Origin of the sequence: Trinickia acidisoli, assembly GCF_017315725.1 — a bacterium.
Lineage (GTDB): Bacteria > Pseudomonadota > Gammaproteobacteria > Burkholderiales > Burkholderiaceae > Trinickia > Trinickia acidisoli.
The window spans coordinates 1-25,192 of the sequence record NZ_JAFLRG010000001.1 but is presented as its reverse complement, the minus strand read 5'-3'; the positions used below and the strand labels follow the sequence as shown (position 1 = coordinate 25,192).

Below are 25,192 nucleotides of genomic sequence, written 5' to 3'. Positions count from 1 at the left end.
GCGTCCCCTTCCCTGGGGACGGCATTTTCTTCAAACGTGGAATTTTGCATGTCGTACGCCATTTATCCGAGCTTGGTCGACAAGACCGTCGTCGTGACGGGCGGCGGGAGCGGCATCGGCGCCGCGATCGTCGAAGCGTTCGCCGCGCAGGGCGCGCGGGTGTTCTTTCTCGACATCGCCGACGCCGACGCGCAAACGCTCGCGCAGCAACTGCGGAACTGCGCCCACGCGCCCGTGTTCCATCATTGCGACTTGCGCGATACCGACGCAATCGAGCGCGTATTCGCGGCAATTTGCGCCGAAGCGGGCACAATCGACGTGCTCGTGAACAACGCGGCCAACGACGATCGCCATCCGTTCGGCGAGATCACGCCTGCCTATTGGGACGAGCGCATCGCCGTCAACCTGCGGCATCAATTTTTTTGCGCGCAGAACGCGGCGCGCGGCATGAAGACTGCGGGGCAAGGGGTGATTCTGAATCTCGGCTCGATCTCCTGGCACCTCGCGCTGCCGAGCCTATCGATCTACATGACGGCCAAGGCCGGCATCGAAGGGCTCACCCGCGCGCTCGCCCGCGAACTCGGCCCCAGTGGCATCCGCGTCAACGCGATCATCCCGGGCGCCGTGCGCACGCCGAGACAGATGAAGCTGTGGCAATCGCCCGACAGCGAGGCGAAGCTCGTCGCAGACCAATGCCTACCCGAGCGGGTCGAGCCCGAGCATGTCGCACGCATGGCCTTATTTCTCGCATCGGACGACGGCTCGCGATGCTCGGGACGCGAATACTTCGTCGATGCGGGGTGGTATGGAGCATCCTCATGATTTCACCTGAATGCATCTGGCCCTTGGGCGCTGAACTCGGCGAAGGCCCCGTGTGGAGCAAAAGCGAGAAAGCCGTCTATTTCGTCGACATCAAGCGCAAGCACGTGCACCGCTACGCGGCCGAGACGCGCGAGACGATGACGTGGCCCGCGCCCAGCGAGCCGGGCTTCATCGTACCCGCGTCCGACGGCACGTTCGTTTGCGGCCTGCGCAAGGGGCTCTATCGATTCGATGCGCGCACGGGCACCTTCGACAAACTGAAGGACGTCGAGCGCGATCAGGTGGGCAACCGCCTGAACGACGGCTTCTCCGATCCGCAAGGCTACCTGTGGTTCGGCTCGATGGATGACGAAGAAACAGCGCCCACGGGCGCGCTCTATCGCGTCGGCGACGACGGCGAGATCGAGCGGCGCGACGAGGACTACGTCATAACGAACGGCCCGGCGATGAGCCCCGATCGGCGCACGCTCTACCACACCGATACGGTCGGGCAGACGATCTACGCATTCGATGTCGACGCGCACGGTACGCTATCGAACAAGCGCGTCTTCATCAAGGTGCAAGGCACCGCCCACCCCGACGGCATGGCCGTCGACGCCGAAGGGTGCCTGTGGGTCGGGTTGTTCGGCGGCGGATGCATCGAACGTTATTCACGAGACGGCAAGCAGATCGACACCGTCGCGTTTCCATGCTCGAACATCACGAAGCTCGTGTTCGGCGGCGACGATTTGCGCACCGCCTACGTGACGACGGCGATGAAGGGATTGAGTGCGGCCCAGCGAGAGCGAGAAATGCTGGCGGGCGGCTTGTTCACGTTTCGCTCGCCCGTGCCGGGTTTGCCGCAAAACGTAGTGACGCGCGGCCTCGTGCGCGCGCGCTGATCGCCGGCGCGCCGCGCTTGCGCCACGTTTAGGAGAACGAAACACTCATGTCAACGACGCCTCCGCGCAGACTGCGCAGTCAAAACTGGTTCGACGATCCGACGCACGCCGACATGACCGCGCTCTACGTCGAGCGCTTCATGAACTACGGCTTGACGCGCGAGGAACTGCAATCGGGCCGGCCGATCATCGGTATTGCGCAGACGGGCAGCGATCTCGCGCCCTGCAATCGCCATCACATCGAACTGGCCGCGCGCACGAAAGCCGGCATCCGCGATGCGGGCGGCATTCCGATGGAATTCCCCGTCCATCCGCTCGCCGAGCAAAGCAGACGGCCGACGGCGGCGCTCGATCGCAATCTCGCCTATCTGGGGCTCGTCGAAATCCTGCACGGCTACCCGCTCGACGGCGTCGTGCTAACGACGGGTTGCGACAAAACCACGCCCGCTTGCTTGATGGCCGCGGCCACAGTCGATCTGCCGGCCATCGTGCTATCGGGCGGCCCGATGCTCGACGGCTGGTTCGAAGGCCAGCGCGTCGGTTCGGGCACGGTCATCTGGCATGCGCGCAACCTGCTCGCCGCGGGCGAGATCGATTACGAAGGCTTCATGCGCCTCACGACGGCGGCATCGCCCTCGATCGGCCATTGCAACACGATGGGCACGGCGCTATCGATGAACAGCCTGGCCGAGGCACTCGGCATGTCGCTGCCCGGCTGCGCCTCGATTCCGGCCGCCTATCGCGAACGCGGGCAGATGGCCTACGTGACGGGCAAACGTATCGTCGAGCTCGTGCGCGAGGACGTACGCCCCTCGCGCATCCTCACGCGCGAGGCGTTCGAGAACGCGATCGTCGTCGCCTCGGCGCTCGGCGCATCGACGAACTGCCCGCCGCATTTGATCGCGATCGCGCGTCATATCGGCGTCGAGTTGTCGCTCGACGATTGGCAGCGGCTCGGCGCCGAGGTCCCTTTGCTTGCGAACTGCATGCCGGCCGGCGAATACCTCGGCGAGGGCTTTCATCGCGCGGGGGGCGTGCCCGCCGTACTGCGACAGCTTGCGCAAGCGGGTTTGCTGCACGGCGAGTGCCTGACGGTATCGGGCCGCACGATCGACGACATCGTCGCGCAAGCACCCGATGCCGACGGCGACGTGATTCGTTCGTACTCCGAACCATTGAAGCATGGCGCCGGCTTCATCGTGCTATCGGGCAACTTCTTCGACAGCGCGATCATGAAGATGTCGGTCGTCGGCGAAGCATTTCGCCATACCTACCTCAGCGAGCCCGGCGCCGAGAACACGTTCGAAGCACGCGCCGTCGTCTTCGACGGGCCCGAGGACTATCGCGCTCGCATCGACGATCCCGCGCTCGGCATCGACGAACGCTGCATCTTGGTGATGCGCGGCTGCGGCACGCTCGGCTATCCGGGCAGCGCCGAAGTCGTCAACATGGCGCCGCCTGCCGCGCTCGTGAAGCAGGGCATCACGTCGCTGCCGTGCATGGGCGATGGCCGCCAAAGCGGCACCTCCGCGAGCCCATCGATTCTGAACATGTCGCCGGAATCGGCGGCGGGCGGCGGCCTCTCGCTGATGCGCACGGACGATCGCGTGCGCGTCGATCTCAATGCGCGGCGCGTCGAGTTGCTCGTCGACGAAGCCGAACTCGCGCGCCGTCGCAAAGAAGCCGCGCCGAGCGTGCCGCCGTCGCAAACGCCGTGGCAGGCGCTCTACCGGCAGTTCGTCGGGCAACTTTCGACGGGCGGCTGCCTCGAGCCCGCCACGCTTTATTTGAAAGTGATCGAGACGCACGGCGATCCGCGCCATTCGCATTGAAACAACCCATTAGTAGGCCAGTAGGCCCAAATCGACCATTCAACGCGAGAGCCGCCCCATGCATATCGATCCCGCTTCCTGCCTTCCTTTCGACCTCGACCGCGCGTTGCTTATCGGCCGCATCTGGCGCGATGCGCCGATCGACGGGCCATCCGTGGTCGTCGTGCGTAATGGCGAGGTGTTCGACATCACGGCCAGCGCACCGACGACGAGCGATCTATTCGACCGCGACGACGTGGCCGCTTTCGCGCGTTCGGCCCCCGGTGAACCGCTTGGCTCCGTGCATGCGTTCTTAAGCGCCAGCGCTCAGCCGCAAGCGCGACCGGCCGCTCGCCTGCTCGCCCCATGCGACGTGCAGGCGATCAAAGCCTGCGGCGTGACGTTCGCGGTCAGCTTGCTCGAACGCGTGATCGAAGAGCAGGCCGGGGGCGATCCGGGACGTGCAGCCGACATTCGCGCCTCGTTGCACGCGCTGATCGGCACCGACCTCGCGCAGATCCAACCCGGCTCGCCGGCCGCAATGCGCTTGAAAGAGGAACTGAAGCGCCGCGGCGCGTGGTCGCAATACATGGAAGTCGGCATTGGTGAGGACGCCGAAGTATTTACGAAGTCGCAGCCGATGTCGGCGGTGGGCTTCGGCGCCGACGTCGGTTTGTATCCCACGTCAGCATGGAACAACCCCGAGCCTGAAATCGTGCTGGCCGTGAACGCGGCGGGGCATATCGTGGGTGCGACGCTCGGCAACGACGTCAACTTGCGCGACATCGAAGGCCGCTCGGCGTTGTTGCTCGGCAAGGCGAAGGACAACAACGGCTCGTGCGCGATCGGCCCGTTCGTCCGCCTGTTCGACGACGGCTTCACACTCGATACGATCAGGCAGGCAAGCGTTTCGCTGCGCATCGAAGGCGAGGATGGCTTCGTGCTCGAGGGCGTGAGCCACATGCGCGAGATCAGCCGCGACCCGCTCGATCTCGTGACGCAGACGTGCGGCGCACATCATCAATATCCGGACGGCTTCATGCTGTTTCTCGGCACGATGTTCTCGCCGATCAAAGACCGCGATGCGGCGGGCGGCGGCTTCACGCATCATCTCGGCGACGTCGTGACGATCTCGACGCCCGCGCTCGGCGCGCTCGTCAATACGGTTCGACTGTCAACCGACATCGCACCCTGGCATTTCGGGGTGCGGGCGCTGTATCGGCATTTGGCGGGGCGTGGGGTGTTGGAGTGATGTAGGGAAGCTCGGCGAGACGTCACGCCGAGCATGCTCATCGCGTGACGCAAAAGGTCTTGCTACGCTCGAGGCATCCGCTCTTTTACGCGGCTGCCCCGGCCAGATCTCCCCGCACTTCGTCATACATAGCGTCCGGCGCTATATCAACGCCGTTTGGCCAGACCACGACGCCATCGCGGATCGTCGCGAGCGCGAAATACGATTCATCGGCCAGCGGGGCGAACACTCCATTGAAATCGTCCTTCGACATATCCACTACACCATGCGCACCGTCAGCAAATCCGACTTCGAGTCGATGCCCGGATAACACTTTCAACTCCGTCACGTTCCATGCGATCACGATGGTCACTCCAGTGGAGCGATCGGCTTCGGCGTCGCCAGTGCGCGACACAGTTGCCAATCTTCAATCAGTTCGGCTCGGTGTTCCGACGCCCACTCCAATACAAGTGCGAGTGCGCGCTTCGGCAGCGCACCTCGGATTACCTCAAGCGTATCAACGCGGATTAGCGCCTCGAACTCCCCATACCGTGCGTGAAAATGGGCTGGATCGTGATCACGCCAATACATGCTGATGACAATCCCGAAAAAGACGCTGATAGTCGGCACACCGAACTCCCAAATATACTCATCGAGTATGTTAACCCCAATTTCCCGGCCAGATCTTCCAGCACTTCGCCAATACCGCCCCATATCCTACCAATCCACTCGGTTCAACTAAACGATCGTCTCCGACCGAAAAGCACGAGAAGTTGACGCATTTCGTCTGCACATACCGTCTTTCCCCTCTCGCCTGCGCGACTATCGTGGAACGGCTGACAAATTGAAAGCGCGCATGCACGAATCGATTGCGTTCTGAACCGGATTCGGAGGGACGGCTATGGGCATCGGCAGCTTGCATCGCGACTCACATCGCAACTCGCACCCCATTCTCGCACCGCTCGCATCGGCCCTCGCCGCGCTGTGGCTCAGCGTGCCCGCGGCATCGATCGCCGGCACATTACCGGCGGGCGGCACGTTCGTCGCTGGGTCGGGCTCGATCAGCGGCGGCGGCTCGACGCTGACGATCGACCAAACCACCTCGCGCGGCGTCATCGACTGGTCGCATTTCAATTCGCTGGCCGATCTGGAAAACGTCGCGAAGAACCTGTCCGGCAACTATGCGTTGGGCACGAACATCGACGCAAGTGCGACGACCGACGGCAGCTACGTGCCGCTCGGCAACGTCAATACGCCGTTCAACGGACAGTTCGACGGCTTCGGCCATACGATCGACAACCTCGACCTTCAGCAGACCGTCGCCGGCGATCAGGGCCAGCAAGGCTACGTGCTGCAGCCTCTTGGTCTGTTCGGCTTCATCGGCAGGAGCGGCGTCGCCAGCAATCTCTCGGTCAACGGCTCGACGGCCCCGTACGGCGCGTACGCCACGTACGGCGTGCTTGCCGGCATCAACGAAGGCACGATCGTCGGCGCTGCGACGTCGGGCTCGATGACGTTGGTCGGCGGCTCCTCGTACCAGGCCACCGTGGGCGGCCTCGTCGGTCAAAATCGCGGCACGATCTCGCGCTCGTCGAGCAGTGTGTCGATCGAATCCGAAGGCGACAACGGCGGGCTCGTCGGCGACAACGCCGCGGGCGCGACGATCGAACAATCGTATGCGACGGGATCGGTCAATTCGGTTGCGCACTCGCGGGGCGGCGGCGGCCTCGTCGGCACGAATGAAGGAACGATCACGCAATCCTATGCGACGGGGCAAGTCGTGGAGCCGAATCCGCCTGACAATCCGAATCTGATACCCGCAGTCGGCATCACCGTGTCGAATATGGGGACGATCGGCAACGACGTCTATTGGGACAAGGACACGACCGGCGCGAGCATCGGCGTCTACACCGGGACGCAAGTGCCGGCGGCCAACGGGCTAACCTCCGCGCAGATGAGCGAAACGGCTTCGTTTGCCGGGTATGACTTCGGCCCCGGCGGCGTGTGGGCGATGCCGGCCGGTGCGACGCATCCGGTTTTGAGTTGGCAAGTGGGGCAGTGAGGTGACGACGACCGGCGCTCCGGCTTCTATGTCTTCGAAGATGAAGCCGTGCCCTCTAACGGCAACCCGGTCGCCGGGTCGAGATGTTTGTCCTGTGCCATCCGATTGACGAGATCGCTCGATGGCTTCTCGGGCGGTTTAACCTTCGTTTGTTCTTTGTCCCACTGGAACGTACCGTCCCAGGCTGGTAATGAAGCAGGTGGAAGCGGAACGATCTTGTCGATATCGGGGACTTTGGGGCTGCGTCCGTCGTTTTGCTCGATGAACCTGCGGATCTTCAAGTACCGATCCGATCGAGCTTGGTCATCCGGCAGCCCGAGGAAATTCATCCGGTCGGATGGCGGCGGCCCCTTGAACCCATTTTCCAGATTCAACGCAGACAGTTCGTGCCCTGCCTCGACCGCTTGCTAGATGGGTGCTATCGCCAAATGCACCGGCCGATCCGGCCGCAGCGTGACGTTCAACACCGGACGCGGTGCCGCCATCCCCTCGGGCACGGACAGTTCGAAGCGCTGCAGCAGTACCGCGGCGATCACCGTCATCTCTGCCATGGCCAAATGCTGCCCCAGGCAGACACGCGGCCCCGTACCGAACGGCATGTAAGCACCACGCGGAATGTCGGGGGCATCGGCCGCAAAGCGCTCGGGCCGGAAAACCTCAGGCTCGGAAAACCAGCGCGAATCGTGATGCAGCAATTGCACGGGCAGCATGAATAGCGTGCGCGCCGGCAATTGCCACGGGCCCAGGTCAATCGGCCTCGTGCTGCGGCGACTGATCAGCAAAGGCGCGACGGGATACAGGCGCAACGTCTCCTTGATCGTCTGCATCAGGTACGGCAGCGAAGGCATCGTCTCCGCCGTCGGCGCGCGCCCGTCCAAGACGCGCCGAACCTCCTCGCGCGCCGTCGCTTGGGCCGACGGGTTCGACGCCATGCACCAGGCCCACCAGACGAGCGTCGCCGCGGTGGTTTCATGGCCGGCGAGGAACGTCGTCATGCATTCGTCGCGCACGGCTTGCAGCGGCCATGCCGACGGCTCGTCTTCATGCAATTGCAGCAGCCGCGTCAACAGATCGTCGGGCCATGCGTCACGTGGCATGCTCGAGCGCGTTTGCACATGCCGTTCGATCAAGCCGCTCAGATCGGCGAGCGCCCGCCGTTTGGCCCGCTTCCAAGGTACCCAGTCGGGGCAACTCGCCGGCCAGTAGAACTCGGCGTTGGCTGCCGCGCTCGTCACGCGAATCGCATGCTCGGCGATACGCGCATCGTTGCCGATGCCGCTCGAAAACGTCATCTGCAAAATGACTTCCATCGTCAGCGACGTCAGCGCGCTTTCGATCGGCCAATGCGCATCCCGCACCGGCCAATGCACCAATGCTTGCTCGACGGTGTCGGCGATCGTCGGCAAAAAGCTTTGAACCGCTTTCGGCGAAAAACTCGGCTGCTGTGCGTGCCGCTTATTACGCCATGCCTCGCCTTCGGCAACGAGCACGCTGTGCCCGTGCACTTGAGAAAACACGCGTATGCCGCGCTCCCAGCGAATCAGCGCGTCGTGGTGCGACACGAGCAATTCGCGCACGAGCTCGGGATCGGCAACGATCACCTCATGCTCGGGCCAGATGCGCAGATGCACCACGTCGCCGAACTGGCTTCGCCATGCGCCCAGCGTGCCGAGCAAATCGCGCGACATGCGATTCAACAAGCCCCATCCGGTCAGGCTGGCCGGTCCGGGCGGCCATACGCCGAGCGGGTGTTTCGGTTGCGGCGGTGACGACATGTCGTCGTGAATAGTGTCGTGAACCGGGCAGCGAGAGGAGGATGGCGAGTTCATATGCGTCTACCGGTGGCCTTGAGGTTGCGCGTCGTAATATCTTGTTTTCGATACGGATGATTCGCGAACGGGCGTCCGATGTCTTGAACGCAAACGACATCGACAGGCGCACGAGTCCTCCCTATACTGCGCGCTCATGCTCACCGCAGACTTGCACATCTCGCCGCAATGCCCCGCGCCGTTGACGCGCGCCCCGCGTGCGTCGAGCGGCGGCAGAGCCCCTCACGCGCGGCTCCATCTCGCGCCGCCGGGTTTGCAAGGCGCCATCGCCGCCATTCTGTGCCGCGATACGCGCGGCTTCGAATTGAACGACGCGCAGCGTCTGTCGCACTTTCCCGCCTCGCCGCGCGTGTGTCTTTCGTGGTTTCAAGGGATCGACGGCGGACTCATCGAAGGCGGACAAGACGGCGCGGTGTGGCGCCCCTTCGATTCGGCCTTCACGCTTTCAGGCAGCCAGTCGCAGCCTACCGTGTGCTGGGGGCGTAGTACCGGGCGCGTGGGGATGATCTGCTTCGAGGCCGATGCGGCGCGCGCGTTGTTCGACATCGATTTATCCGTCATTCAAGACCGGATCGTGCCGGCCGGCGAACTGCTCGGGCCGGCCTGGCGCCCGTTGCTCGACGCGCTCCTCGCCGCCGACAACGACGCGGCCTCGCTCGCCGTACTCGAGCACTATTTGGCCGCGCCGTGGCGCGCGCTCAAAGGCCGCGGCTCAGCCCTATCGCCGCTGCGAGAGGCAGGCCGCTATTGGGTCGAACGCCTCGCCTGGCAAGCCCACGAATGGCGCCGCACGCATAGCCCGCGTCAAGTCGAGCGACGCATCAAGGCGTACAGCGGACGCTCGTTGCGCGAGTGGCAATCGTTCGTCAAAACCGAAGCCTTGTTCTTCAACGCGCGCGAGCGCTACGAGACGGGCCGCTCGCTCGATTGGGCGGCGATTGCGCAAGACGAAGGCTTTGCCGACCAGGCGCATCTGAGCCGCGCGGTCAAACGCGCCACGGGGTTTTCACCGAGCGAATTCACGCAACGCTTCGTCGAGGACGAATCGTTCTGGGTGTATCGGTTGTGGGTGTGATCGCGGGGCGCGCGATCGATTCACACGGTCGAGATGCCCCGCTTGCTTCGTCCACTAAGCCTATTCCGCGATGGCATCCCCTTCGTCCAATAATGCCGGCAACTGCGTCTGCAGCCAAGCCACGACAGCCCCTGTCTTCGCCGGCACCTTTCTTGACGCCGGATAGATCGCGTGCACCGGCAAGTCCGGCAGCGGATGATCGAGTAGCAGCGGTACCAGTTGGCCCGCGGCGATTTCGTTTCGGCATACCTGCCGATGCAGAACGCCGATGCCATTGCCGGCTAGCAGCGCGGCGAGTAGCGGGCGCCAGTGATTGCAACGCCATGCTGAACGCACGTGCGCCGTCACGGATGCCCCGTCAGGCCCATCGAAGCGCAGCTTGCCGTCCCGTGCGAGGCCGTCGATGTGGACGAACGGATGGGCTGCCAGCGCCGCGGGCGAGGCGGGCGCGCCGACGCGTGCGATATAGCCGGGCGATGCCAGCAGCAACCTGCGCACACGGCCGAGCGGCCGCGCGACGAAACCGCCTTCGCCGAGCCGCCCAACACGGATCGATACGTCGACGCCTTCGATCACGGGATCGACGAAACGATCATTGAGGATCAAGTCGATCGACAACTCCGGATGGCGTTGCTGCAGCGTTGCAAGCAGCGGCGGCAACAATACTTCACCCAGCGCATGCGGCGCGGCCACGCGCAATGTGCCGCGCAATTGCCGATTGAACGTGGCGACGCTCGCCGCCGCATCATCGGCTGCGTCGAGCGCGGCCTTGGCGCGGGCATAGAACACCGCACCCACGTCGGTTACGTTGACCGAGCGTGTATTGCGATCGAGCAGCCGCGCCCCAAGATGCCGCTCGAGTTGGCGCAAGCGCTCGCTGACCGCGGGCTGCCCGAGCCCCAGATCGCGGCCCGCGGCCGATAGGCCGCCGCATTCGACGACGCGCACGAACACGCGCATGGCGAGTAGAAGGTCCATGTACGCCAATCTATCAAATAATTCGATGGCCGTAATCGAAACAACACCCGTTCCGCGAGAGCAAGCTCGCAGACAAGATGGCAACTCCTCTTCCCATAGATCGGAGAATGCGATGAATGAACATCTGATCGGCCACTCGGCCGCAGCGGACGGCGCAACCCACTCGCCGCTCGCGGGGCGGCACGTGGTGGTGGTCGGCGGCACGTCCGGCATCGGGCTGGCGGTCGCGCATAGCGTCGCGCGCGCCGGCGCCGACGTCACCCTCATCGGCCGTGACGCGCAGCGGCTGCGCCATGCGGCCGACGCGATCGGCGGCGCGCGGCAATGCGTCGGCGACTTGCACGATCCCGCATCGTTTCCGGCGCTCTTCAACGCGCTGCCGGCGCTCGATCATTTGGTGATCACGGCCGGTACCGCGTCGCTGAAAACGTTGCGCGAGAGCACGCCCGAGGAGTTGCGGCGGACGCTGGACGAACGGCTGGTTGGACCGCTGTCGATCGTGCGCGCGGCGCTCGAACGTCTGCGCCCGACGGGGTCGATCGTATTGACGTCGGGATTGCTGGCCGAGCGGCCCATCCGTACCGGCGCGATCCTGGCGGGCGCCGTTGCTGCCGTCGAGGCGATCGTGCGCTCGCTTGCCCTCGAACTCGCGCCGATCCGCGTGAACGCGGTGTCACCGGGGCTCGTCGATACGCCGCTGTTGGACAGCTTCTTCGGCGATGCCAAGAACGACGCGTTGGCAGGGGCGGCCGCCGCGCTGCCGACAGGCCGCATCGGGCGGCCGGACGATATCGCGCAAGCGGTAAACCTGCTGCTCACGGGTGGTTTCATCACCGGCGAGGTGTTGCATGTCGATGGGGGCGGACGGCTGGTGTAGGTCGGAGGGCTCAGCCGATGCCGGTGCGCGCGCGATGAACGAAGGGTATCTTCGGCCGGTGCGGAACAATCTGTACTAGGGGTGGCGACCGCGTCATTCCACCCCAATCATCTCGACAATCACCCCGATCACCCCCTTCACGACCTCAGGCAACCGCCGCTCGCGCATCGTCGTCACCTGCAGCACTCGCTGATTCAGAACCGGCTCGTCGATCGGCCGCCATACCATCGACATCTCATTCGCAAGCCCCTTGAGCGCCACCGAACTGCCGAGCGTAACCGCACCCGCGAGCGCCGCGAACGCATGCAGCGCCGCCGAGTTATTGCTGCTCAGCACGGGCTCGATCCGGATTCCGCGCGTCGAGCAGCAGAGATCGAACAACTGCCGCACCGTCGTCCCGCGCTCGAGCAACGCGACTGGATAAGCCTGCAAATCGGCCAGCGTCACGGATCGACGCGATGCAAGCGGATGATTCGCTCCGAGCAGCGCGCGCACCGGCATGTCGGTCGAATGGACGACGCTCAACGCAGACGTATTGCCGCTCGAAAACGCGACGCCGATATCGACCTCGCCTACCGTCACCCAATGCTCGACCTGTGCGGGCGTACCCGAGCGCAGCGTATAACGTGCGTTCGGCGCAACTTCACGATGCCGCGCGAGCGCCGCCGGCAAGAACGACCGCGTGAAACCCTCCGTACAGGCGATCCGCACGAGCCTCCCGCCGCGCGCCTCGCTGGCCGAGATCTCCCCGAGCACGGCGTCCGCTTCCAGCAGCGTGCGCCGCGCGTGCTCGGCAAGCAGCTCGCCCGCGTCGGTCAGCACCATGCCGCGCGGCAGCCGCTCGAACAGCGGCGCGCCGACATCCTCTTCGAGCTTGCTGATTTGCCGACTGATCGCCGACACCGCGACATGCAAACTATCCGATGCCGCCGCGAGCGAGCCCGTGCGAGCAACCTCAACGAAGTAGCGCAAAGCGATTCCGTGCAGCATGTTGCCGATCCTCGTGTCCCGAGTTGCGTTGCCATTTCGGCAAGCGTAATCGACAAAATTGAAATTGTTGCGAATTTTTGGCGTTCCTAATCTTGCTTCGATAGCCCAAACAGGAAACGCCATGACCGCGAACCAAGCGACCGACAGCGCCCGTCAGCAGGCAATCGCCCGCGTGCTCGACGTCTACGACTCCGGGCAACTGCTCGACGATCTGAGGCGGCGCGTCGGATTTCGCACCGAAAGCCAGAACCCTGAGCAGGCGGGTGCACTGCATGCCTATCTCGCCGGAGAAATCGCACCGACGCTTACGCGGCTCGGCTTCACCTGCCGCATTGCCGCGAACGCCATCGCCGAACGCGCACCGTTTCTGATTGCCGAGCGAATCGAAGACCCTGCGCTGCCCACCGTGCTGACCTACGGCCATGGCGACGTCGTGCGCGGCTACGACGACCAGTGGCGCACCGGCCTGGCGCCCTGGCAAGTGACGGTCGTGGGCGACCGCTGGTACGGCCGCGGCAGCGCCGACAACAAAGGCCAGCACTCGATCAACTTCGCCGCGCTAAGCGCGGTGCTCGACGCGCGCGACGGCAAGCTCGGCTACAACGTGAAGGTGATCTTCGAAATGGGCGAAGAAATCGGCTCGCCCGGCCTCGCCGAGATTTGCGCGAAAGAGCGCGCCGCGCTCGCGTCGGACTTGTTCATCGCATCGGACGGCCCGCGCGTGAGCGCCGAGCGCCCAACTGTCTTTCTCGGCTCGCGCGGCGGCGTGAATTTCGACCTGACCGTCGACCTGCGCGAAGGCGCGCACCACTCGGGCAACTGGGGCGGCGTGCTGCGCAATCCCGCGACCGTGCTCGCGCATGCGATCGCGAGCCTCGTCGATCGACGCGGCGCGATCGTTGTCGACGGACTGCGGCCACCACCTGTTTCCGATACGGTGCGTCGCGCGCTGGCCGACATCGAACTCGGCGGCGACGAGCATGCCCCCGCCATCGATCCCGACTGGGGAGAGCCGGGCCTTACGCCGACCGAACGCGTCATCGCATGGAATACGCTCGAAGTGCTCGCCTTCAAGGCCGGCAATCCCGATGCGCCCGTCAACGCGATCCCGCCCGTCGCACGCGCCACGTGCCAATTGCGCTTCGTCGTCGGCACCGACAGCATGCATGTGGCCGAACACCTTGCCGCGCACTTCGCGCGCCACGGCTTCAACGAAGTGCAGGTAACGGTCACGCGCAGCGCCGCCGCGACGCGTCTCGATCCCAAAGATCCTTGGGTCGATTGGGTACTGGCATCGATATCGACGACGACCGGTAAAAAGCCCGCCCTGCTGCCGAACCTCGGCGGCACCGTGCCGAACGACGTCTTCGCCGACACGCTCGGGCTGCCCACGCTCTGGGTCCCGCACTCATATCCCGCGTGCTCGCAACACGCGCCGAACGAGCATCTGCTGGGCTCCGTCGCGCGTGAGGCGCTCGGCGTGATGGCGGGGATTTGGTGGGATCTCGGCGAGGACGCACGGCGCATCGCGAACGTACGCGCGGCTCGTGTCGGTACGTCGCTGGCTTCTTCTGCGGCCGCATCGCCATCTTCGTCGTCAGCATCGACGTCGTTTGCCGTGGCCGCGCTCACGCAGTCCTAACGTGCGGGCGCTTCAACGCCCGCTTTGGCTTTCGTCGTCGTTCGCCAACCTATCGAGGGTCGCGATGAGTCACCGCCTATCTTCCGGCACGCCGGCATGCAAGCCGTTGAGCCTGACGCAGATCGTCATCGCGACGTCGGCCGGCAATGCGCTCGAATGGTTCGACATTGCGATTTATGGATTTTTCGCGATCTATATCAGCAGACACTTCTTCCCGACGACGAATCAAACCGCGTCGCTGCTGCTGACGTTCGGGACGTTCGGCGCGTCGTATCTCGTGCGTCCGATCGGCGGTATCGTACTCGGCGCCTATGCCGACAAACGCGGAAGAAAAGCCGCGTTGATGATGTCCGTCGGTTTGATGATGATCGGCACGGCGATCATCGCGCTGATTCCAACCTACGCGAGCATCGGCCTCGCGGCGCCGATCGGCGTCTTCGCGGCGCGATTGATTCAGGGATTCTCGGCGGGCGGCGAATTCGGCGCATCGACGGCGATGTTGATAGAACATGCACCGCATCGACGCGGCTTTCTCGCAAGCTGGCAGTTCGCGACGCAAGGGCTTTCGACGCTGATGGCGGCGACGTGTGGCTTTGCGCTCACGAGGTTGCTGTCGCACGAGGCGTTGGCGTCGTGGGGTTGGCGCGTGCCGTTTTTTGTCGGCTTGCTGATTGGTCCGGTCGGGTTGTATCTGCGACGCTTTCTCGAAGACGCTCCGGCCTTCACCGAGGCCGTGCACACCGAGACGCCCGTTCGCGACGTATTCGCCGCGCAAAAGCGAATGGTGCTCGTTGCGACCGGCGCACTCGCTGTATCGACTTCGGTCAATTACTTGCTGCAGTATCTGCCCACGTTTGCGATCCGCGAATTGCATCTGCCTGCATCGACGAGCTTTGCGGCGACGATGATGGGCGGCGTCATTCTGACTTGCGTGACGCCATTTGCAGGGCATCTGTCGGATCGAATCGGTAGGCTCATGCAGATGACGACCGTGGGATTGCTGCTCGTGATCACCGTGTATCCGGCGTTTTCTTATACGGTCGACCACCTGTCGACGGCCACATTGTTCGGGCTCGTTGCTTGGCTTGCGCTGTTGAAGTCGATTTATTTCGGCGCGTTGCCCGCGCTGATGTCCGAACTCTTTCCGGCGGCAACGCGCTCGACGGGGATGTCGATCGCTTATAACGTCGGCGTGACGGTGTTTGGAGGATTCACACCGGCGGTGGTGACGTGGCTGATAAGCGTGACGGCGAATCGCAGCGCGCCGAGTTTTTATTTGATGGTGACGGCGATGATTAGCCTTGCGGCGCTTGCATCGGTTGGACGGGTGAGGCGGATGACGGTCGATGGGCGGCTTGCGGCGTAGCGAGCAGCGATTCCATGCCGGGCATTGCGGGCGATGCCGAACGACGTGCTAAGGTTGCGACGGATCGCTTGTTCTTCTTATGGACATTGACATGACGTTGCTTAGGAAATCGATTGAAACCTACATTGATGCGAAGGACGGTAATCGCCCGCATTTGATAGCCGATGCATTCATGCCCGATGCCGAGCTAGTCATGGAATTGAAAACCAACGAGATATCGTTCCCGAGCAGTGTCAGCGGTGCTGCTGGAATTTCCAGAGTCCTAGTGAGTGAGTTCGCACAGCAGTATGAAAATGTCTATACGTTTTGTATAGGAAAGCCACCGGAAGACGAGGCGTCGTTTCATTGCCATTGGTTGGTCTGCATGACCGAGAAGAGCACGCGTGCGGCTCGGGTCGGCTTCGGTCGATACCAGTGGGATTGCAACGATGTAGCGGGGAAAATTTCGAAGCTGCGGATCATCATCGAAGAGATGAACACGTTGCCCGGACAATGGAGTGCGCCGATGCTTGCGTGGGCTCGAACTCTACCGTATCCCTGGTGCCCTGCTGATGTGCTGGCTAGAGGTACGCCCGCGTTCGCTCCGATTCAGAACGTTGTGCGGGCATTGGAACGGTTGGCGAGCGATCTTGGTGTCGGCGCGCCGCAGAGTTAATCGGGATTCGGTGAACGGATTGCTCGATCAATACACCGAGGGCATGCCCGGCGGACGATGCTTGAAGCGTCGATGCACCCAGTAATACTGAGTGGGAATTTTCATTATCTGGGCCTCGAGAAACGCGTTCATACACCGCGCATCGTTCGTATCGCTCGCTGACGGGAAATCACTGAGCGGCTCGAAAATGGTCAACCGATACCCTTTGAAATCCGGCAGTACTTCCGTGACGAACGGCACGACACGCGCGCGCCCCAATCTCGCCAGACGCGAAACAGAAGTCAGCGTGCACGCAGGGACGCCAAAAAAAGGCACAAAAACGGAGTTTTCGACGCCGTGGTCCATGTCCGCGGCAAGCATGACCGGCTTTCCCTCTTGAAGGAATCGCACGACCTTCCTGGCGCTTGTCGAGCGCTCGATCATCTCCGCGCCGAATCGGCCGCGTTGCCGTTTGGCGAGATCGCAAATACGCTTGTTCGACATGTGCGTGTACAAAGCGGCGACAGGCAACTTCAGCGAGTAAAGCATGCACCCGATCTCGATGCCGACGAAATGAAACCCCATGAAGATGGTGGGCGGAGGATTTTTGTCTTCGAGATCAATCGCACTTTCGATCTGGACAATGTCTCTTATTTTTTGCGCGCTACCGAACCATTGAATGCCGCGTTCGAGATAGCTGCGAACGACATGCCTGAAGTGTTCCTTCGCAAGCTCACTGTACTCACGCTCGGTCTTACCCGGAAAACAGAGACGCAGATTGACGAGAACGATCTGTTTGCGACGGCTGGGAAGCGCATACAGGGCCCCGCCAAGTGCGCTGCCAAGTCTCGCGACCAACGGGTACGGAAGTATTGAGAGCGCGCGCAGCAAAGCTACGACGAGCAAATGACCGAGTTGCCCCAAAACTTACTCCTGTGCGACGGTTGGCTGTGCCCTGCGGGGACGCGTCCATTCGCATACGTTCATCAGGTAAAACTGCAAAAAGCGACATCGCTTTCCTGGCGCGCCGCACAGAAAGAGTGCGTCGACAAACCGAAGGGCTTGGCTTCACGACCAGGAGTTGAACACTTCCGGTTTACGCAAACGGGCGACAACGACGTGACGCGCGCATCGTCCGCGGGCCGGGCGGTTGGCCCGGCTCGCGGACGTATTCGCAGGCGTTACTTCTTTTCGCCAGACTTGGCGGGTGGCGGCGCCTTGGGCGTCGCCCAGTTTACGGCCGCGCCAGGCGTCGGCTTGGCCTTGGCCTGTTTGGGTTTCTTCTGTTCCTTGTTGCTGCGTAATTGACCCTTGGCCATGACGTCCTCCTTATATGTCGCTCGTTAGAAGGGAAAAGAATCAAGGAGGGAAGGACAACGAGTACCGCGGGTAGCGGTCAATGATGAGCAATCGAGCTTCTTGAATACTTCCTCCGGCGACACTACTTCGTACCCATCACCCCGTCAAGTTATTTCAGTTGGGCTCGGCGATACGTGATGCGGTCGACGGGCGGCTGCGGAGTGCAAACGGGGGCGGCACGGCACGTTGAACTCCCCCTCGAAGCCCGACAACGCCCCAACATGTGGGTGCGGTTCACACGCGGGGCGCTCTTTTGCAGGTACAGCCGAATATTTCTCGATCCCCGACAGCATTTGTCAGCCACCGGACGCATCAAGCCATCAGGAGTCCTTACTATCTCCAACCTTCTGTGCGTCCTCGATCAAAAACCTCGTGCGGTTTTTCGCATTTCCCATCCATGCCGGCGCGGGACCGCGACCCGACCACGTGGCACCTGACTTAGGGTCACGATACTTAGCCGGTTGCGGGCCTGTAATATAGTTGCCACGCCTTTTCGCTTTAGTACTCGCAGAGGTGGATGAGTCCGATGCGGTGCCGTCAACGAGGAAGCGCGCGCGGTTCTTTACTTGCGCGATCCATGCGGGCGCCCGGCCGCGTCCTGACCACGTTGCGCCCGTTTTCGGGTCCTGGTATTTCGCCGTGCTGAGCCCGGCGGGGACAGGCGTCGCCTTACCTCGTCTTGCGCCGGCTTTCTTGCCACCGATGTGAGCCTCGATGTCCGCGACAGTCACTCCGCTTTCTTGCATGAGTTCGACAATGCGGTCGAGCGTTGCCGAAGCCTGCTTTGCTTTGATGGCATCAGCTTGTTCCTGCAGACGCTTTATTTTCGTTGCGATTGCTTCCAACGTCGGCATGACTTCCTCTCGAGAAATGAATTCGCCGCACTATGCCACGATCGGAAGCGTTCTGCTATCGGCATGGAAACTCTAATGTTCGGGCGCTTTGTTTTGCGCCACCGACGCAGATGGCGAGAGATGCCGTTACGGGAAATTTGCGAGATACTCGGGATCGCCAACGCTGGTTCGGCTCAACGATGGGCAAAAAAAGGCGCTTTAGAGAGGGGCGTTCGCGGAGGCAAGTGTGACCCGCGGCCCCACGACGATCGCACTTTGGTCCGGCATATGCGAAAGCTTCGAAGGTCATGGCAAGGAATGTCTCCGACCAGACAAGGCATCAAGTTTCCATTGGAAACATTCCCGTAAAGGACAGCGACGAATTATAAAAGCCAGTTATAGCGACCAAGTACGAGCAACCCGCGCGCCTCGCCACACAGATAGCGCAAGCGTTGCCGCCGCAACCAGCCCGACGATGCCGGCTACCGCGGTCGCAACCGAGAAACCTCGAGCAAAGGCAGAGGCACTGAAGCTCAAATCCAGAGGATTCGACTACTACCTGAACAAGTACGCCCAGGCCCAGTTCGGCAAGGACTTCGATGTGCTGACGACGGAAGAGCGCAACGCTGTCTACTACACGGTGCTGAAGAAAGCGGGCGGCGCCAATGCCAATGTCTCAGCCAAGGTTCGCCGGTTGCAGGTCAGCGCCCGAGTCGCCATCCTATTCACGGCGATCATCGCGACCGGCGAGCTTGTTGGCGCCAAGGACAAAGTGAAAGAGGCCGCCCGATAGGGAAGCATCATCGCGGGCGGCATGATTGGCGGAAGCCTTGCGGGGCTCGCCGTTTCATTCGTTTGCGGACCCGCCGAGCCCGCGTGCGCTATCGCGCTGGTGTTCGTCGGGAGTAACCTGGGAGGAACGGCGGCCGAAGTCGGAAACGACATGTATCAAGAAGAACTGCCTGTTTTCATGCACTGGATGAACGACTAAGCGGAACGCCGAAAAATGTCGACGCCAATATTTGTAGTTCTGTTCGTGCTCTTCGTCTGTGCCGCCGCCGTGATTATCATCAATCTCACCGGCGACCCGGGCATCGACTACTGGGACCTCGACGGGGAGAACAAACCTCCTGCGTCCAAGCTCGATGTCCTCCGAAACAAGCCCGTATTCTATGGCGCTGGGGCGGTGCTCATCGGTACCTTCATTGCTTACCTATTGGTACGCCGTTAAATGAAGGTTATCGACGTGAAAACGCAATACATCGCACCGATGTCGCTTTGGCTCGTGGTGCGCAAGCGGTTCCTAGACACGGGGCTCTTCATCGAGCCCGCATGGGTTGGTTCGGGGGAGAAGTGGGGGCCAGTGGTCTTTGTCTCGCGCGTTCTCGCGGAGTCGTATGCCAATCTACGAAACAAGTACCACGGGCCAGACGATAGTGACACTTGGAAAGTCGTCGCATTGCAAGACTTCGACTTGCTAGACCATGCTCGTGGCGTCGACGGACCGCTCTACTGCATGATGGCCTTTGGGTTCTCCATGCGAGCAGTTGATTCTTCCGGGCCCGATACAGGGTTGCGCGCGAGGGAAACGGATGGACCAGCAACTGACCCGCGCGCTCCTTTGCATAGGCATCGCGAGCGAGTGGGATGGCCGCATCAAAAGAGACACCGCGTTGCTCACAGATTTCATCAATGTGCCGCAGGACATAGGTGAGCAGACGCACCCGCTCGTGCAGCGCCGGGTTATCGTATTGAGCCACGATGCTGACGCGCGGCATTCCCTTGCGATGCAAGACGAGACTACCTTCAGCTTATGGCTCCCGCTACCCCCCTCAAACATCAATATTCCCCGCCCTCAACGCATTGCTTTCGATAAACGCTCTGCGAGGCTCAACCTCATCCCCCATCAGCGTCGTAAAGATCCCATCCGCGGCAATCGCATCTTCAATCTGCACCCGCAGCAATCGCCGAACATTCGGATCCATCGTCGTTTCCCAAAGCTGCCCGGGATTCATCTCCCCGAGCCCCTTATACCGCTGCTTCGAAACGTTCCGCTCGGCGTCCGCAATCAGCCACCGCATGGCGGTCTTGAAATCCGACACAGCCATACTGCGCTCGCCACGCTTGATCAGCGCACCGGCTCCAATCAACCCCTTGAACGTATCGGCCGTCTTCACGAGCTGGTGATAATCCGCGGTCAGCAAGAAGTCCGCATCGATCACCGACTTCTTCGTATTCCCATGATGCCGGCGTTCGATACAAATCGACCGCAACTCACGCACCGCGTCATACATCGCGTAAGCCTTGACCTCGGGCTTCAACGGGTCATTGCGCAAAGCCGTTTCCAGCGCCTGAGCCGAAGCATCCGCCGCCGCTTCGCTCGTCAAATCGATGGCCACGCCATCCATCACCGCCTCGAGCGCCTTCGCGTCATAAAGCCGGCTCAGCCGTTCCACGACAGCCTGCGCAAGCAAGTACGACCGCGCGAGTTCCCCAAGCGCATCACCCGCAATCGGCGCCCCGCCTTCCGACGGCACGAGCTCCGATCCTTGCAACGCCAGCCGCAGCATATGCGCGTTCAACTCCGCGCCATCCTTCAAATACCGCTCGTCCTTGCCAGCCTTGACCTTATAAAGCGGCGGTTGCGCGATATAGATGTACCCGCGCTCGATCATCTCCGGCATCTGCCGATAGAAGAACGTCAGCAGCAGCGTGCGAATGTGCGCGCCGTCGACGTCCGCGTCGGTCATGATGATGATTCGGTGATAGCGGAGCTTGTCGAGGTTGTAATCCTCTTTGCCGATCCCGCACCCCAGCGCCGTAATCAGCGTGACGATCTGCTCCGATGAGAGCAGCTTGTCGTAGCGCGCCTTCTCGACGTTCAGCACCTTGCCCCGCAGCGGCAAAATCGCCTGGAATTTCCGATCGCGTCCTTGCTTGGCCGATCCGCCCGCCGAGTCACCCTCGACGATATAAACCTCCGATTTCGCCGGGTCCTTCTCTTGGCAATCGGCCAGCTTGCCCGGCAAACCCACGCCGTCGAGCACGCCCTTGCGTCGCGTCATCTCGCGCGCCTTGCGCGCCGCATCGCGCGCACGCGCGGCGTCGACGATCTTGCCGCAGATGATCTTCGCGTCGTGCGGCGTTTCCAATAAAAATTCCTCGAGCGCCTTCGCCACCACGTCTTCCACCGGCGCGCGCACTTCCGACGATACGAGCTTGTCCTTCGTCTGCGAGCTGAACTTCGGCTCCGGCACCTTCACCGACAGCACGCACGACAAGCCTTCGCGCATGTCGTCGCCCGACGTCTCGACCTTCGCCTTCTTCGCGATCTCGTGATCGGCGATGTACTTGTTCATGACGCGCGTCATCGCCGCACGCAAGCCCGTCAAGTGACTGCCGCCGTCGCGCTGCGGTATGTTGTTCGTGAAGCAGAGCACGCTCTCGTTGTAGCTGTCGTTCCACTGCATCGCCACTTCCACGCCGACGTTATCTTTCTCGCCAGTGATATGGAAAATCGTCGGGTGCAGCACCTGCTTGTTCTTGTTGATGAACTCGACGAAGCCCTTCACGCCGCCGCCATGCGCGAAATCGTCCTCCTTGCCCGTGCGCTGATCGGTCAAGCGAATCCGCACGCCGTTGTTCAAGAACGAAAGCTCACGAATACGCTTGGCCAGAATGTCGTAGTGATATTCGACCGAGCCGAAGATCGTTTCATCGGCCATGAAATGCACTTCGGTGCCGCGATTTTCGGTCTCGCTCACATACTGCATCGGCGATACGCGCTCGCCATTCACTTCCTCGATCACGCGGTTTTGCGGCACGCCACGGTGAAATTCCATGAAGTGCTTCTTGCCGTCGCCACGCACGGTCAAGCGCAGCCAGCTCGAGAGCGCGTTCACGCACGAGACGCCCACGCCATGCAGCCCGCCAGACACCTTGTAGCTGTTCTGATCGAACTTGCCGCCCGCATGCAGCTCGGTCATCACGATTTCGGCGGCGCTGCGCTTCGGATCGTGCTTGTCGTCGCGCTTGATGCCCGTCGGAATGCCGCGGCCGTTGTCGGTGACGGAGATCGAGTTGTCCGCGTGGATGATCACTTGGATGTCGTTGCAATAACCGGCCAACGCTTCGTCGATCGAGTTGTCGAGCACTTCGAAAACGAGGTGATGCAAACCGGTGCCGTCCGACGTGTCGCCGATGTACATCCCGGGGCGCTTGCGCACCGCCTCCAGCCCCTCGAGGATCTGGATCGACGAGGCGTCGTAGCTGTTGTCGGGTTGCGTATTGTGCTGTTCACTCATGGATAGGTTCCGGTTCTGCATTCACTGCGGTTGTGCCGCGCAATACTTCGAACGCCTGAGAAAAACCAAGCAGCGGCGCTGGTTTTCTTGCACCCCGCAAGGGGGATCGGCGGCGGGCAGCGGCGGGGTGGCCGATCTCGCATGCCCTTTAAGAAACGCCAAAGGGGCACTGCGCCCCTTGGTTTCGTCTCGTTGTGGCCCTGCCTTAAATGCGCATCGGCATAACGACGTACTTGAATTCCTCGTTCTCGAGAATCGTGATCAGCGCACTGGAGCTGGCGTCGCCGACGCTCACTTGCAGCATGTCCACCTTCAGATTCGCAAGCACGTCGAGCAGATACGTGACGTTGAAGCCCATGTCGATCGTGTCGCCCTGGTAAGCGATTTCGAGCTCTTCTTGCGCTTCTTCCTGGTCGGCATTGGTCGACATGATCTTGAGCTGGCCCGGCTCGATCACGCAGCGCACCCCCTTGAACTTGTCCGACGTCAAAATCGCCGCGCGCTGCAACGAACGCTGCAACTCGTCGCGACCGATCACGAACGTGTTCTTGTGAGCCTTCGGGATCACGCGCTGGAAGTCGGGGAACTTACCTTCGACGAGCTTCGAGACGAGTTCGACTTGGCCGAACGTGAACTTCACCTGCGTCGAGGCGATATCGATTGTCAGCGTGTCGTCGATGTCTTCGAGCAGGCGCTGCAATTCGAGAATCGTCTTGCGCGGAATGATCACTTCCTGACGCGGGAAATCGCCGTCTATCTTCATCGACGAGAACGCCAGCCGGTGTCCGTCGGTGGCCACGGCCATCAACTGGCCGCCGTCCACGACGAGCAGCATCCCGTTCAGGTAGTAACGGATGTCCTGCTGCGCCATCGAGAAATAAACCATGCCCAGCAACTGGCGGAACGTCTTTTGCGGAACGGTCAGGCTCGCGCCGTAATCCTTCGCCTGCGCAACGGTCGGAAATTCGTCGGCCGCCAGCGTCTGCAGCGCGAAACGGCTCTTGCCCGACTGCACGGTCAAACGCTTGTCCGCCAGCGACAGGCTCACCTGGCCGTCAGGCATCGCGCGCAGGATGTCGAGCAGCTTGCGCGCGGCCACCGTCGTGGCAACCGCTTCGCCACCGATACCGAAATCGGCGCGCGTCGTGATTTGCAACTCGAGGTCAGTCGACAGAAACGACACGTCCGGGCCGTTCTTGGTGATCAGCAAGTTGGCCAGGATCGGCAGCGTGTGGCGGCGTTCGACGATACCGCTCACGGTTTGCAGCGGCCTTAGGAGGTTGTCTCGTTCGGTCTTGACCAGTTGCATAGGGTTCCTTCGTTGATATGGCGGCAAACTCCGCCTCACCCGGCAGTCTATTCGACGAAAGTGCCGATACCCCGTATTTCTTGCGCACCTTCGCCCATCTGCCCGCGCTTTTTGTCCCGCGCTTTCATCTCCGCTTCGATCGCGCCGCGAAGCACCGGGGGGCTAAACCTATATTGTGCCTGAAAAAGAGACGGTTCCCGCCAAAACCGGGGACGGGGCACGCGCGCTCGGCCATGCGGCGATAGTTGCCGGCTCAACCCTTCAGCGTTTGTTCGAGCACGTGCAGCTCGTGGTTCAGTTGCGCGTCCTTGCCGCGTTCGTCGGCGATCTTGCGCACCGCGTGCAGCACCGTCGTGTGATCGCGTCCGCCGAACAGCTCGCCGATCTCGGGCAGGCTCTTTTGCGTCAACTCCTTCGCGAGATACATGGCGATTTGCCGCGGCCGCGCGATGTTGGCCGGACGCTTCTTCGAATACATGTCGGCAACTTTGATGTTGTAGAAGTCGGCGACGGTCTTCTGAATGTTCTCGACGGAAATCTGGCGGTTTTGCACCGTCAACAAATCCTTGAGCGCTTCCTTCGTCAGTTCGATCGAAATCTCGCGCCCATGGAACTTCGAGTACGCGAGGATCTTGCGCAGCGCGCCCTCGAGCTCGCGCACGTTCGAGCGCAGATGCTTGGCGACGAAGAACGCGACATCCTCCGACAGGCTCACGCCTTCCGATTGCGCCTTGCGCATCAAGATCGCCACGCGCATTTCGAGTTCGGGCGGCTCGATGGCCACCGTCAGGCCCGAATCGAAGCGCGAGATGAGCCGGTCGTCGATGCCCGAAATTTCCTTCGGGTAGGTATCGCTCGTGATGATGACCTGTGCTTTGTTCGCGACGAGCGCCTCGAACGCGTAGAAGAATTCTTCCTGCGTCCGCGATTTGCCGGAAAAGAACTGAATGTCGTCGATCAGCAGCAGGTCGAGCGAATGGTAGTAACGCTTGAAGTCGTCGAACGCCTTGCGCTGGTAGGCCTTCACCACGTCGGACACGTATTGCTCGGCGTGGATGTAGCGGATCCGCGCACCGGCCTTGTCCTGCAGCAATTGATTGCCGATCGCGTGGATCAAGTGCGTCTTGCCCAAGCCCACGCCGCCATACAAGAACAGCGGGTTGTAGGAGATTCCCGGATTGTCGGCCAC

The 25,192-nt window shown here is 62.1% G+C and carries 24 protein-coding genes; 12 read left to right on the top strand and 12 right to left on the bottom strand.

Going from position 1 to position 25,192, the window contains the following annotated elements; translation table 11 throughout:
- Window positions 1-48: 48 nt before the first annotated feature.
- The 4 genes from xylB to J3485_RS00105 are packed head-to-tail and all read left to right on the top strand — an operon-like array spanning window position 49 to window position 4,766.
- The gene (xylB, locus tag J3485_RS00120) at window positions 49-822 is read left to right on the top strand and encodes a D-xylose 1-dehydrogenase (RefSeq protein ID WP_206950609.1); all 774 of its coding nucleotides are present in this window, start codon (window positions 49-51) and stop codon (window positions 820-822) included.
- Window positions 819-1,703, top strand: a complete 885-nt coding sequence (locus tag J3485_RS00115; protein ID WP_206950608.1) for an SMP-30/gluconolactonase/LRE family protein — start codon at window positions 819-821, stop codon at window positions 1,701-1,703. The genes xylB and J3485_RS00115 overlap by 4 nt, the downstream gene beginning before the upstream one ends.
- 47 nt (window positions 1,704-1,750) lie before the next feature.
- Window positions 1,751-3,535, top strand: coding sequence for an IlvD/Edd family dehydratase (locus J3485_RS00110; protein WP_206950607.1), 1,785 nt, complete (start codon window positions 1,751-1,753; stop codon window positions 3,533-3,535).
- Between the two features lie 58 nt (window positions 3,536-3,593).
- Window positions 3,594-4,766 (top strand): fumarylacetoacetate hydrolase family protein, encoded by a 1,173-nt coding sequence (locus tag J3485_RS00105; protein ID WP_206950606.1) that lies wholly within the window; start codon window positions 3,594-3,596, stop codon window positions 4,764-4,766.
- Between the two features lie 85 nt (window positions 4,767-4,851).
- Here J3485_RS00105 and J3485_RS00100 read toward each other — a convergent pair whose 3' ends face one another.
- Both J3485_RS00100 and J3485_RS29210 read right to left on the bottom strand, forming a co-directional pair.
- Window positions 4,852-5,118, bottom strand: a complete 267-nt coding sequence (locus J3485_RS00100; protein ID WP_206950605.1) for a DUF2442 domain-containing protein — start codon at window positions 5,116-5,118, stop codon at window positions 4,852-4,854.
- Complete coding sequence (locus tag J3485_RS29210; RefSeq protein ID WP_206950604.1) at window positions 5,115-5,375, bottom strand: DUF4160 domain-containing protein; 261 nt, start codon at window positions 5,373-5,375, stop codon at window positions 5,115-5,117. The genes J3485_RS00100 and J3485_RS29210 overlap by 4 nt, the downstream gene beginning before the upstream one ends.
- 271 nt (window positions 5,376-5,646) lie before the next feature.
- Here J3485_RS29210 and J3485_RS00090 point away from each other — a divergent pair, with 271 nt between their 5' ends.
- Window positions 5,647-6,807: a hypothetical protein gene (locus J3485_RS00090; RefSeq protein WP_206950603.1), complete on the top strand. Its 1,161-nt coding sequence runs from the start codon at window positions 5,647-5,649 to the stop codon at window positions 6,805-6,807.
- A 26-nt stretch (window positions 6,808-6,833) separates the two neighbouring features.
- Here J3485_RS00090 and J3485_RS00085 read toward each other — a convergent pair whose 3' ends face one another.
- Window positions 6,834-7,181 carry a DUF6396 domain-containing protein gene (locus tag J3485_RS00085; RefSeq protein ID WP_206950602.1) on the bottom strand — a complete coding sequence of 116 codons (348 nt, stop codon included), beginning with the start codon at window positions 7,179-7,181 and terminating at the stop codon, window positions 6,834-6,836.
- A 33-nt stretch (window positions 7,182-7,214) separates the two neighbouring features.
- On the bottom strand, window positions 7,215-8,582 hold the full coding sequence (locus J3485_RS00080; protein WP_206950601.1) for a cytochrome P450: 1,368 nt from the start codon (window positions 8,580-8,582) through the stop codon (window positions 7,215-7,217).
- Window positions 8,583-8,772: 190 nt separating this feature from the next.
- On the opposite strand from J3485_RS00080, the gene J3485_RS00075 reads away from it, so the two are divergent.
- On the top strand, window positions 8,773-9,711 hold the full coding sequence (locus J3485_RS00075) for a helix-turn-helix domain-containing protein (protein ID WP_206950600.1): 939 nt from the start codon (window positions 8,773-8,775) through the stop codon (window positions 9,709-9,711).
- Window positions 9,712-9,771: 60 nt separating this feature from the next.
- Here J3485_RS00075 and J3485_RS00070 read toward each other — a convergent pair whose 3' ends face one another.
- Window positions 9,772-10,689, bottom strand: coding sequence for a LysR family transcriptional regulator (locus J3485_RS00070; protein ID WP_206950599.1), 918 nt, complete (start codon window positions 10,687-10,689; stop codon window positions 9,772-9,774).
- 112 nt (window positions 10,690-10,801) lie between these two features.
- On the opposite strand from J3485_RS00070, the gene J3485_RS00065 reads away from it, so the two are divergent.
- Window positions 10,802-11,566 (top strand): SDR family oxidoreductase, encoded by a 765-nt coding sequence (locus tag J3485_RS00065; protein WP_206950598.1) that lies wholly within the window; start codon window positions 10,802-10,804, stop codon window positions 11,564-11,566.
- Between the two features lie 93 nt (window positions 11,567-11,659).
- On the opposite strand, the gene J3485_RS00060 is transcribed toward J3485_RS00065, so the two are convergent.
- A complete protein-coding gene (locus J3485_RS00060; RefSeq protein WP_206950597.1) occupies window positions 11,660-12,556 on the bottom strand; it encodes a LysR family transcriptional regulator in 897 nt (298 codons plus the stop codon).
- A 121-nt stretch (window positions 12,557-12,677) separates the two neighbouring features.
- Between J3485_RS00060 and J3485_RS00055 the strand changes: the two genes are divergently transcribed.
- From J3485_RS00055 to J3485_RS00045, 3 genes are all read left to right on the top strand, one after another.
- On the top strand, window positions 12,678-14,198 hold the full coding sequence (locus J3485_RS00055; RefSeq protein WP_206950596.1) for a M20 family metallopeptidase: 1,521 nt from the start codon (window positions 12,678-12,680) through the stop codon (window positions 14,196-14,198).
- A gap of 64 nt (window positions 14,199-14,262) precedes the next feature.
- Window positions 14,263-15,564 carry an MFS transporter gene (locus tag J3485_RS00050; protein WP_206950595.1) on the top strand — a complete coding sequence of 434 codons (1,302 nt, stop codon included), beginning with the start codon at window positions 14,263-14,265 and terminating at the stop codon, window positions 15,562-15,564.
- Between the two features lie 79 nt (window positions 15,565-15,643).
- Window positions 15,644-16,219 carry a hypothetical protein gene (locus J3485_RS00045; protein WP_242538433.1) on the top strand — a complete coding sequence of 192 codons (576 nt, stop codon included), beginning with the start codon at window positions 15,644-15,646 and terminating at the stop codon, window positions 16,217-16,219.
- Between the two features lie 27 nt (window positions 16,220-16,246).
- On the opposite strand, the gene J3485_RS00040 is transcribed toward J3485_RS00045, so the two are convergent.
- From J3485_RS00040 to J3485_RS29205, 3 genes are all read right to left on the bottom strand, one after another.
- Window positions 16,247-17,122, bottom strand: a complete 876-nt coding sequence (locus J3485_RS00040) for a lipid A biosynthesis lauroyl acyltransferase (RefSeq protein WP_206950594.1) — start codon at window positions 17,120-17,122, stop codon at window positions 16,247-16,249.
- A 257-nt stretch (window positions 17,123-17,379) separates the two neighbouring features.
- Complete coding sequence (locus J3485_RS00035; protein WP_206950593.1) at window positions 17,380-17,517, bottom strand: hypothetical protein; 138 nt, start codon at window positions 17,515-17,517, stop codon at window positions 17,380-17,382.
- Between the two features lie 360 nt (window positions 17,518-17,877).
- Window positions 17,878-18,411: an H-NS histone family protein gene (locus tag J3485_RS29205; RefSeq protein WP_206950592.1), complete on the bottom strand. Its 534-nt coding sequence runs from the start codon at window positions 18,409-18,411 to the stop codon at window positions 17,878-17,880.
- 454 nt (window positions 18,412-18,865) lie between these two features.
- Between J3485_RS29205 and J3485_RS28745 the strand changes: the two genes are divergently transcribed.
- Both J3485_RS28745 and J3485_RS00020 read left to right on the top strand, forming a co-directional pair.
- The gene (locus J3485_RS28745; protein WP_242538432.1) at window positions 18,866-19,183 is read left to right on the top strand and encodes a hypothetical protein; all 318 of its coding nucleotides are present in this window, start codon (window positions 18,866-18,868) and stop codon (window positions 19,181-19,183) included.
- A gap of 213 nt (window positions 19,184-19,396) precedes the next feature.
- The gene (locus J3485_RS00020) at window positions 19,397-19,621 is read left to right on the top strand and encodes a hypothetical protein (protein ID WP_242538431.1); all 225 of its coding nucleotides are present in this window, start codon (window positions 19,397-19,399) and stop codon (window positions 19,619-19,621) included.
- Window positions 19,622-20,222: 601 nt separating this feature from the next.
- On the opposite strand, the gene gyrB is transcribed toward J3485_RS00020, so the two are convergent.
- The 3 genes from gyrB to dnaA form a co-directional block, all read right to left on the bottom strand.
- Complete coding sequence (gene gyrB / locus J3485_RS00015; RefSeq protein WP_206950591.1) at window positions 20,223-22,694, bottom strand: DNA topoisomerase (ATP-hydrolyzing) subunit B; 2,472 nt, start codon at window positions 22,692-22,694, stop codon at window positions 20,223-20,225.
- 205 nt (window positions 22,695-22,899) lie between these two features.
- Window positions 22,900-24,003, bottom strand: a complete 1,104-nt coding sequence (dnaN, locus tag J3485_RS00010) for a DNA polymerase III subunit beta (RefSeq protein ID WP_206950590.1) — start codon at window positions 24,001-24,003, stop codon at window positions 22,900-22,902.
- 253 nt (window positions 24,004-24,256) lie between these two features.
- Window positions 24,257-25,192: chromosomal replication initiator protein DnaA (dnaA, locus tag J3485_RS00005; RefSeq protein WP_206950589.1), on the bottom strand; the 936-nt coding region annotated here is incomplete at its 5' end.

Excerpts from the sequence above, each read along its gene's own strand:
- xylB (WP_206950609.1), top strand. The coding sequence starts at position 49 with ATGTCGTACGCCATTTATCCGAGCTTGGTCGACAAGACCGTCGTCGTG.
- J3485_RS00115 (WP_206950608.1), top strand. The coding sequence starts at position 819 with ATGATTTCACCTGAATGCATCTGGCCCTTGGGCGCTGAACTCGGCGAA.
- J3485_RS00110 (WP_206950607.1), top strand. The coding sequence starts at position 1,751 with ATGTCAACGACGCCTCCGCGCAGACTGCGCAGTCAAAACTGGTTCGAC.
- J3485_RS00105 (WP_206950606.1), top strand. The coding sequence starts at position 3,594 with ATGCATATCGATCCCGCTTCCTGCCTTCCTTTCGACCTCGACCGCGCG.
- J3485_RS00090 (WP_206950603.1), top strand. The coding sequence starts at position 5,647 with ATGGGCATCGGCAGCTTGCATCGCGACTCACATCGCAACTCGCACCCC.
- J3485_RS00080 (WP_206950601.1), bottom strand. The coding sequence starts at position 8,582 with ATGTCGTCACCGCCGCAACCGAAACACCCGCTCGGCGTATGGCCGCCC.
- J3485_RS00075 (WP_206950600.1), top strand. The coding sequence starts at position 8,773 with ATGCTCACCGCAGACTTGCACATCTCGCCGCAATGCCCCGCGCCGTTG.
- J3485_RS00070 (WP_206950599.1), bottom strand. The coding sequence starts at position 10,689 with ATGGACCTTCTACTCGCCATGCGCGTGTTCGTGCGCGTCGTCGAATGC.
- J3485_RS00065 (WP_206950598.1), top strand. The coding sequence starts at position 10,802 with ATGAATGAACATCTGATCGGCCACTCGGCCGCAGCGGACGGCGCAACC.
- J3485_RS00060 (WP_206950597.1), bottom strand. The coding sequence starts at position 12,556 with ATGCTGCACGGAATCGCTTTGCGCTACTTCGTTGAGGTTGCTCGCACG.
- J3485_RS00055 (WP_206950596.1), top strand. The coding sequence starts at position 12,678 with ATGACCGCGAACCAAGCGACCGACAGCGCCCGTCAGCAGGCAATCGCC.
- J3485_RS00050 (WP_206950595.1), top strand. The coding sequence starts at position 14,263 with ATGAGTCACCGCCTATCTTCCGGCACGCCGGCATGCAAGCCGTTGAGC.
- J3485_RS00045 (WP_242538433.1), top strand. The coding sequence starts at position 15,644 with ATGGACATTGACATGACGTTGCTTAGGAAATCGATTGAAACCTACATT.
- J3485_RS00035 (WP_206950593.1), bottom strand. The coding sequence starts at position 17,517 with ATGGCCAAGGGTCAATTACGCAGCAACAAGGAACAGAAGAAACCCAAA.
- J3485_RS29205 (WP_206950592.1), bottom strand. The coding sequence starts at position 18,411 with ATGCCGACGTTGGAAGCAATCGCAACGAAAATAAAGCGTCTGCAGGAA.
- J3485_RS28745 (WP_242538432.1), top strand. The coding sequence starts at position 18,866 with ATGCCGGCTACCGCGGTCGCAACCGAGAAACCTCGAGCAAAGGCAGAG.
- J3485_RS00020 (WP_242538431.1), top strand. The coding sequence starts at position 19,397 with ATGTCGACGCCAATATTTGTAGTTCTGTTCGTGCTCTTCGTCTGTGCC.
- gyrB (WP_206950591.1), bottom strand. The coding sequence starts at position 22,694 with ATGAGTGAACAGCACAATACGCAACCCGACAACAGCTACGACGCCTCG.
- dnaN (WP_206950590.1), bottom strand. The coding sequence starts at position 24,003 with ATGCAACTGGTCAAGACCGAACGAGACAACCTCCTAAGGCCGCTGCAA.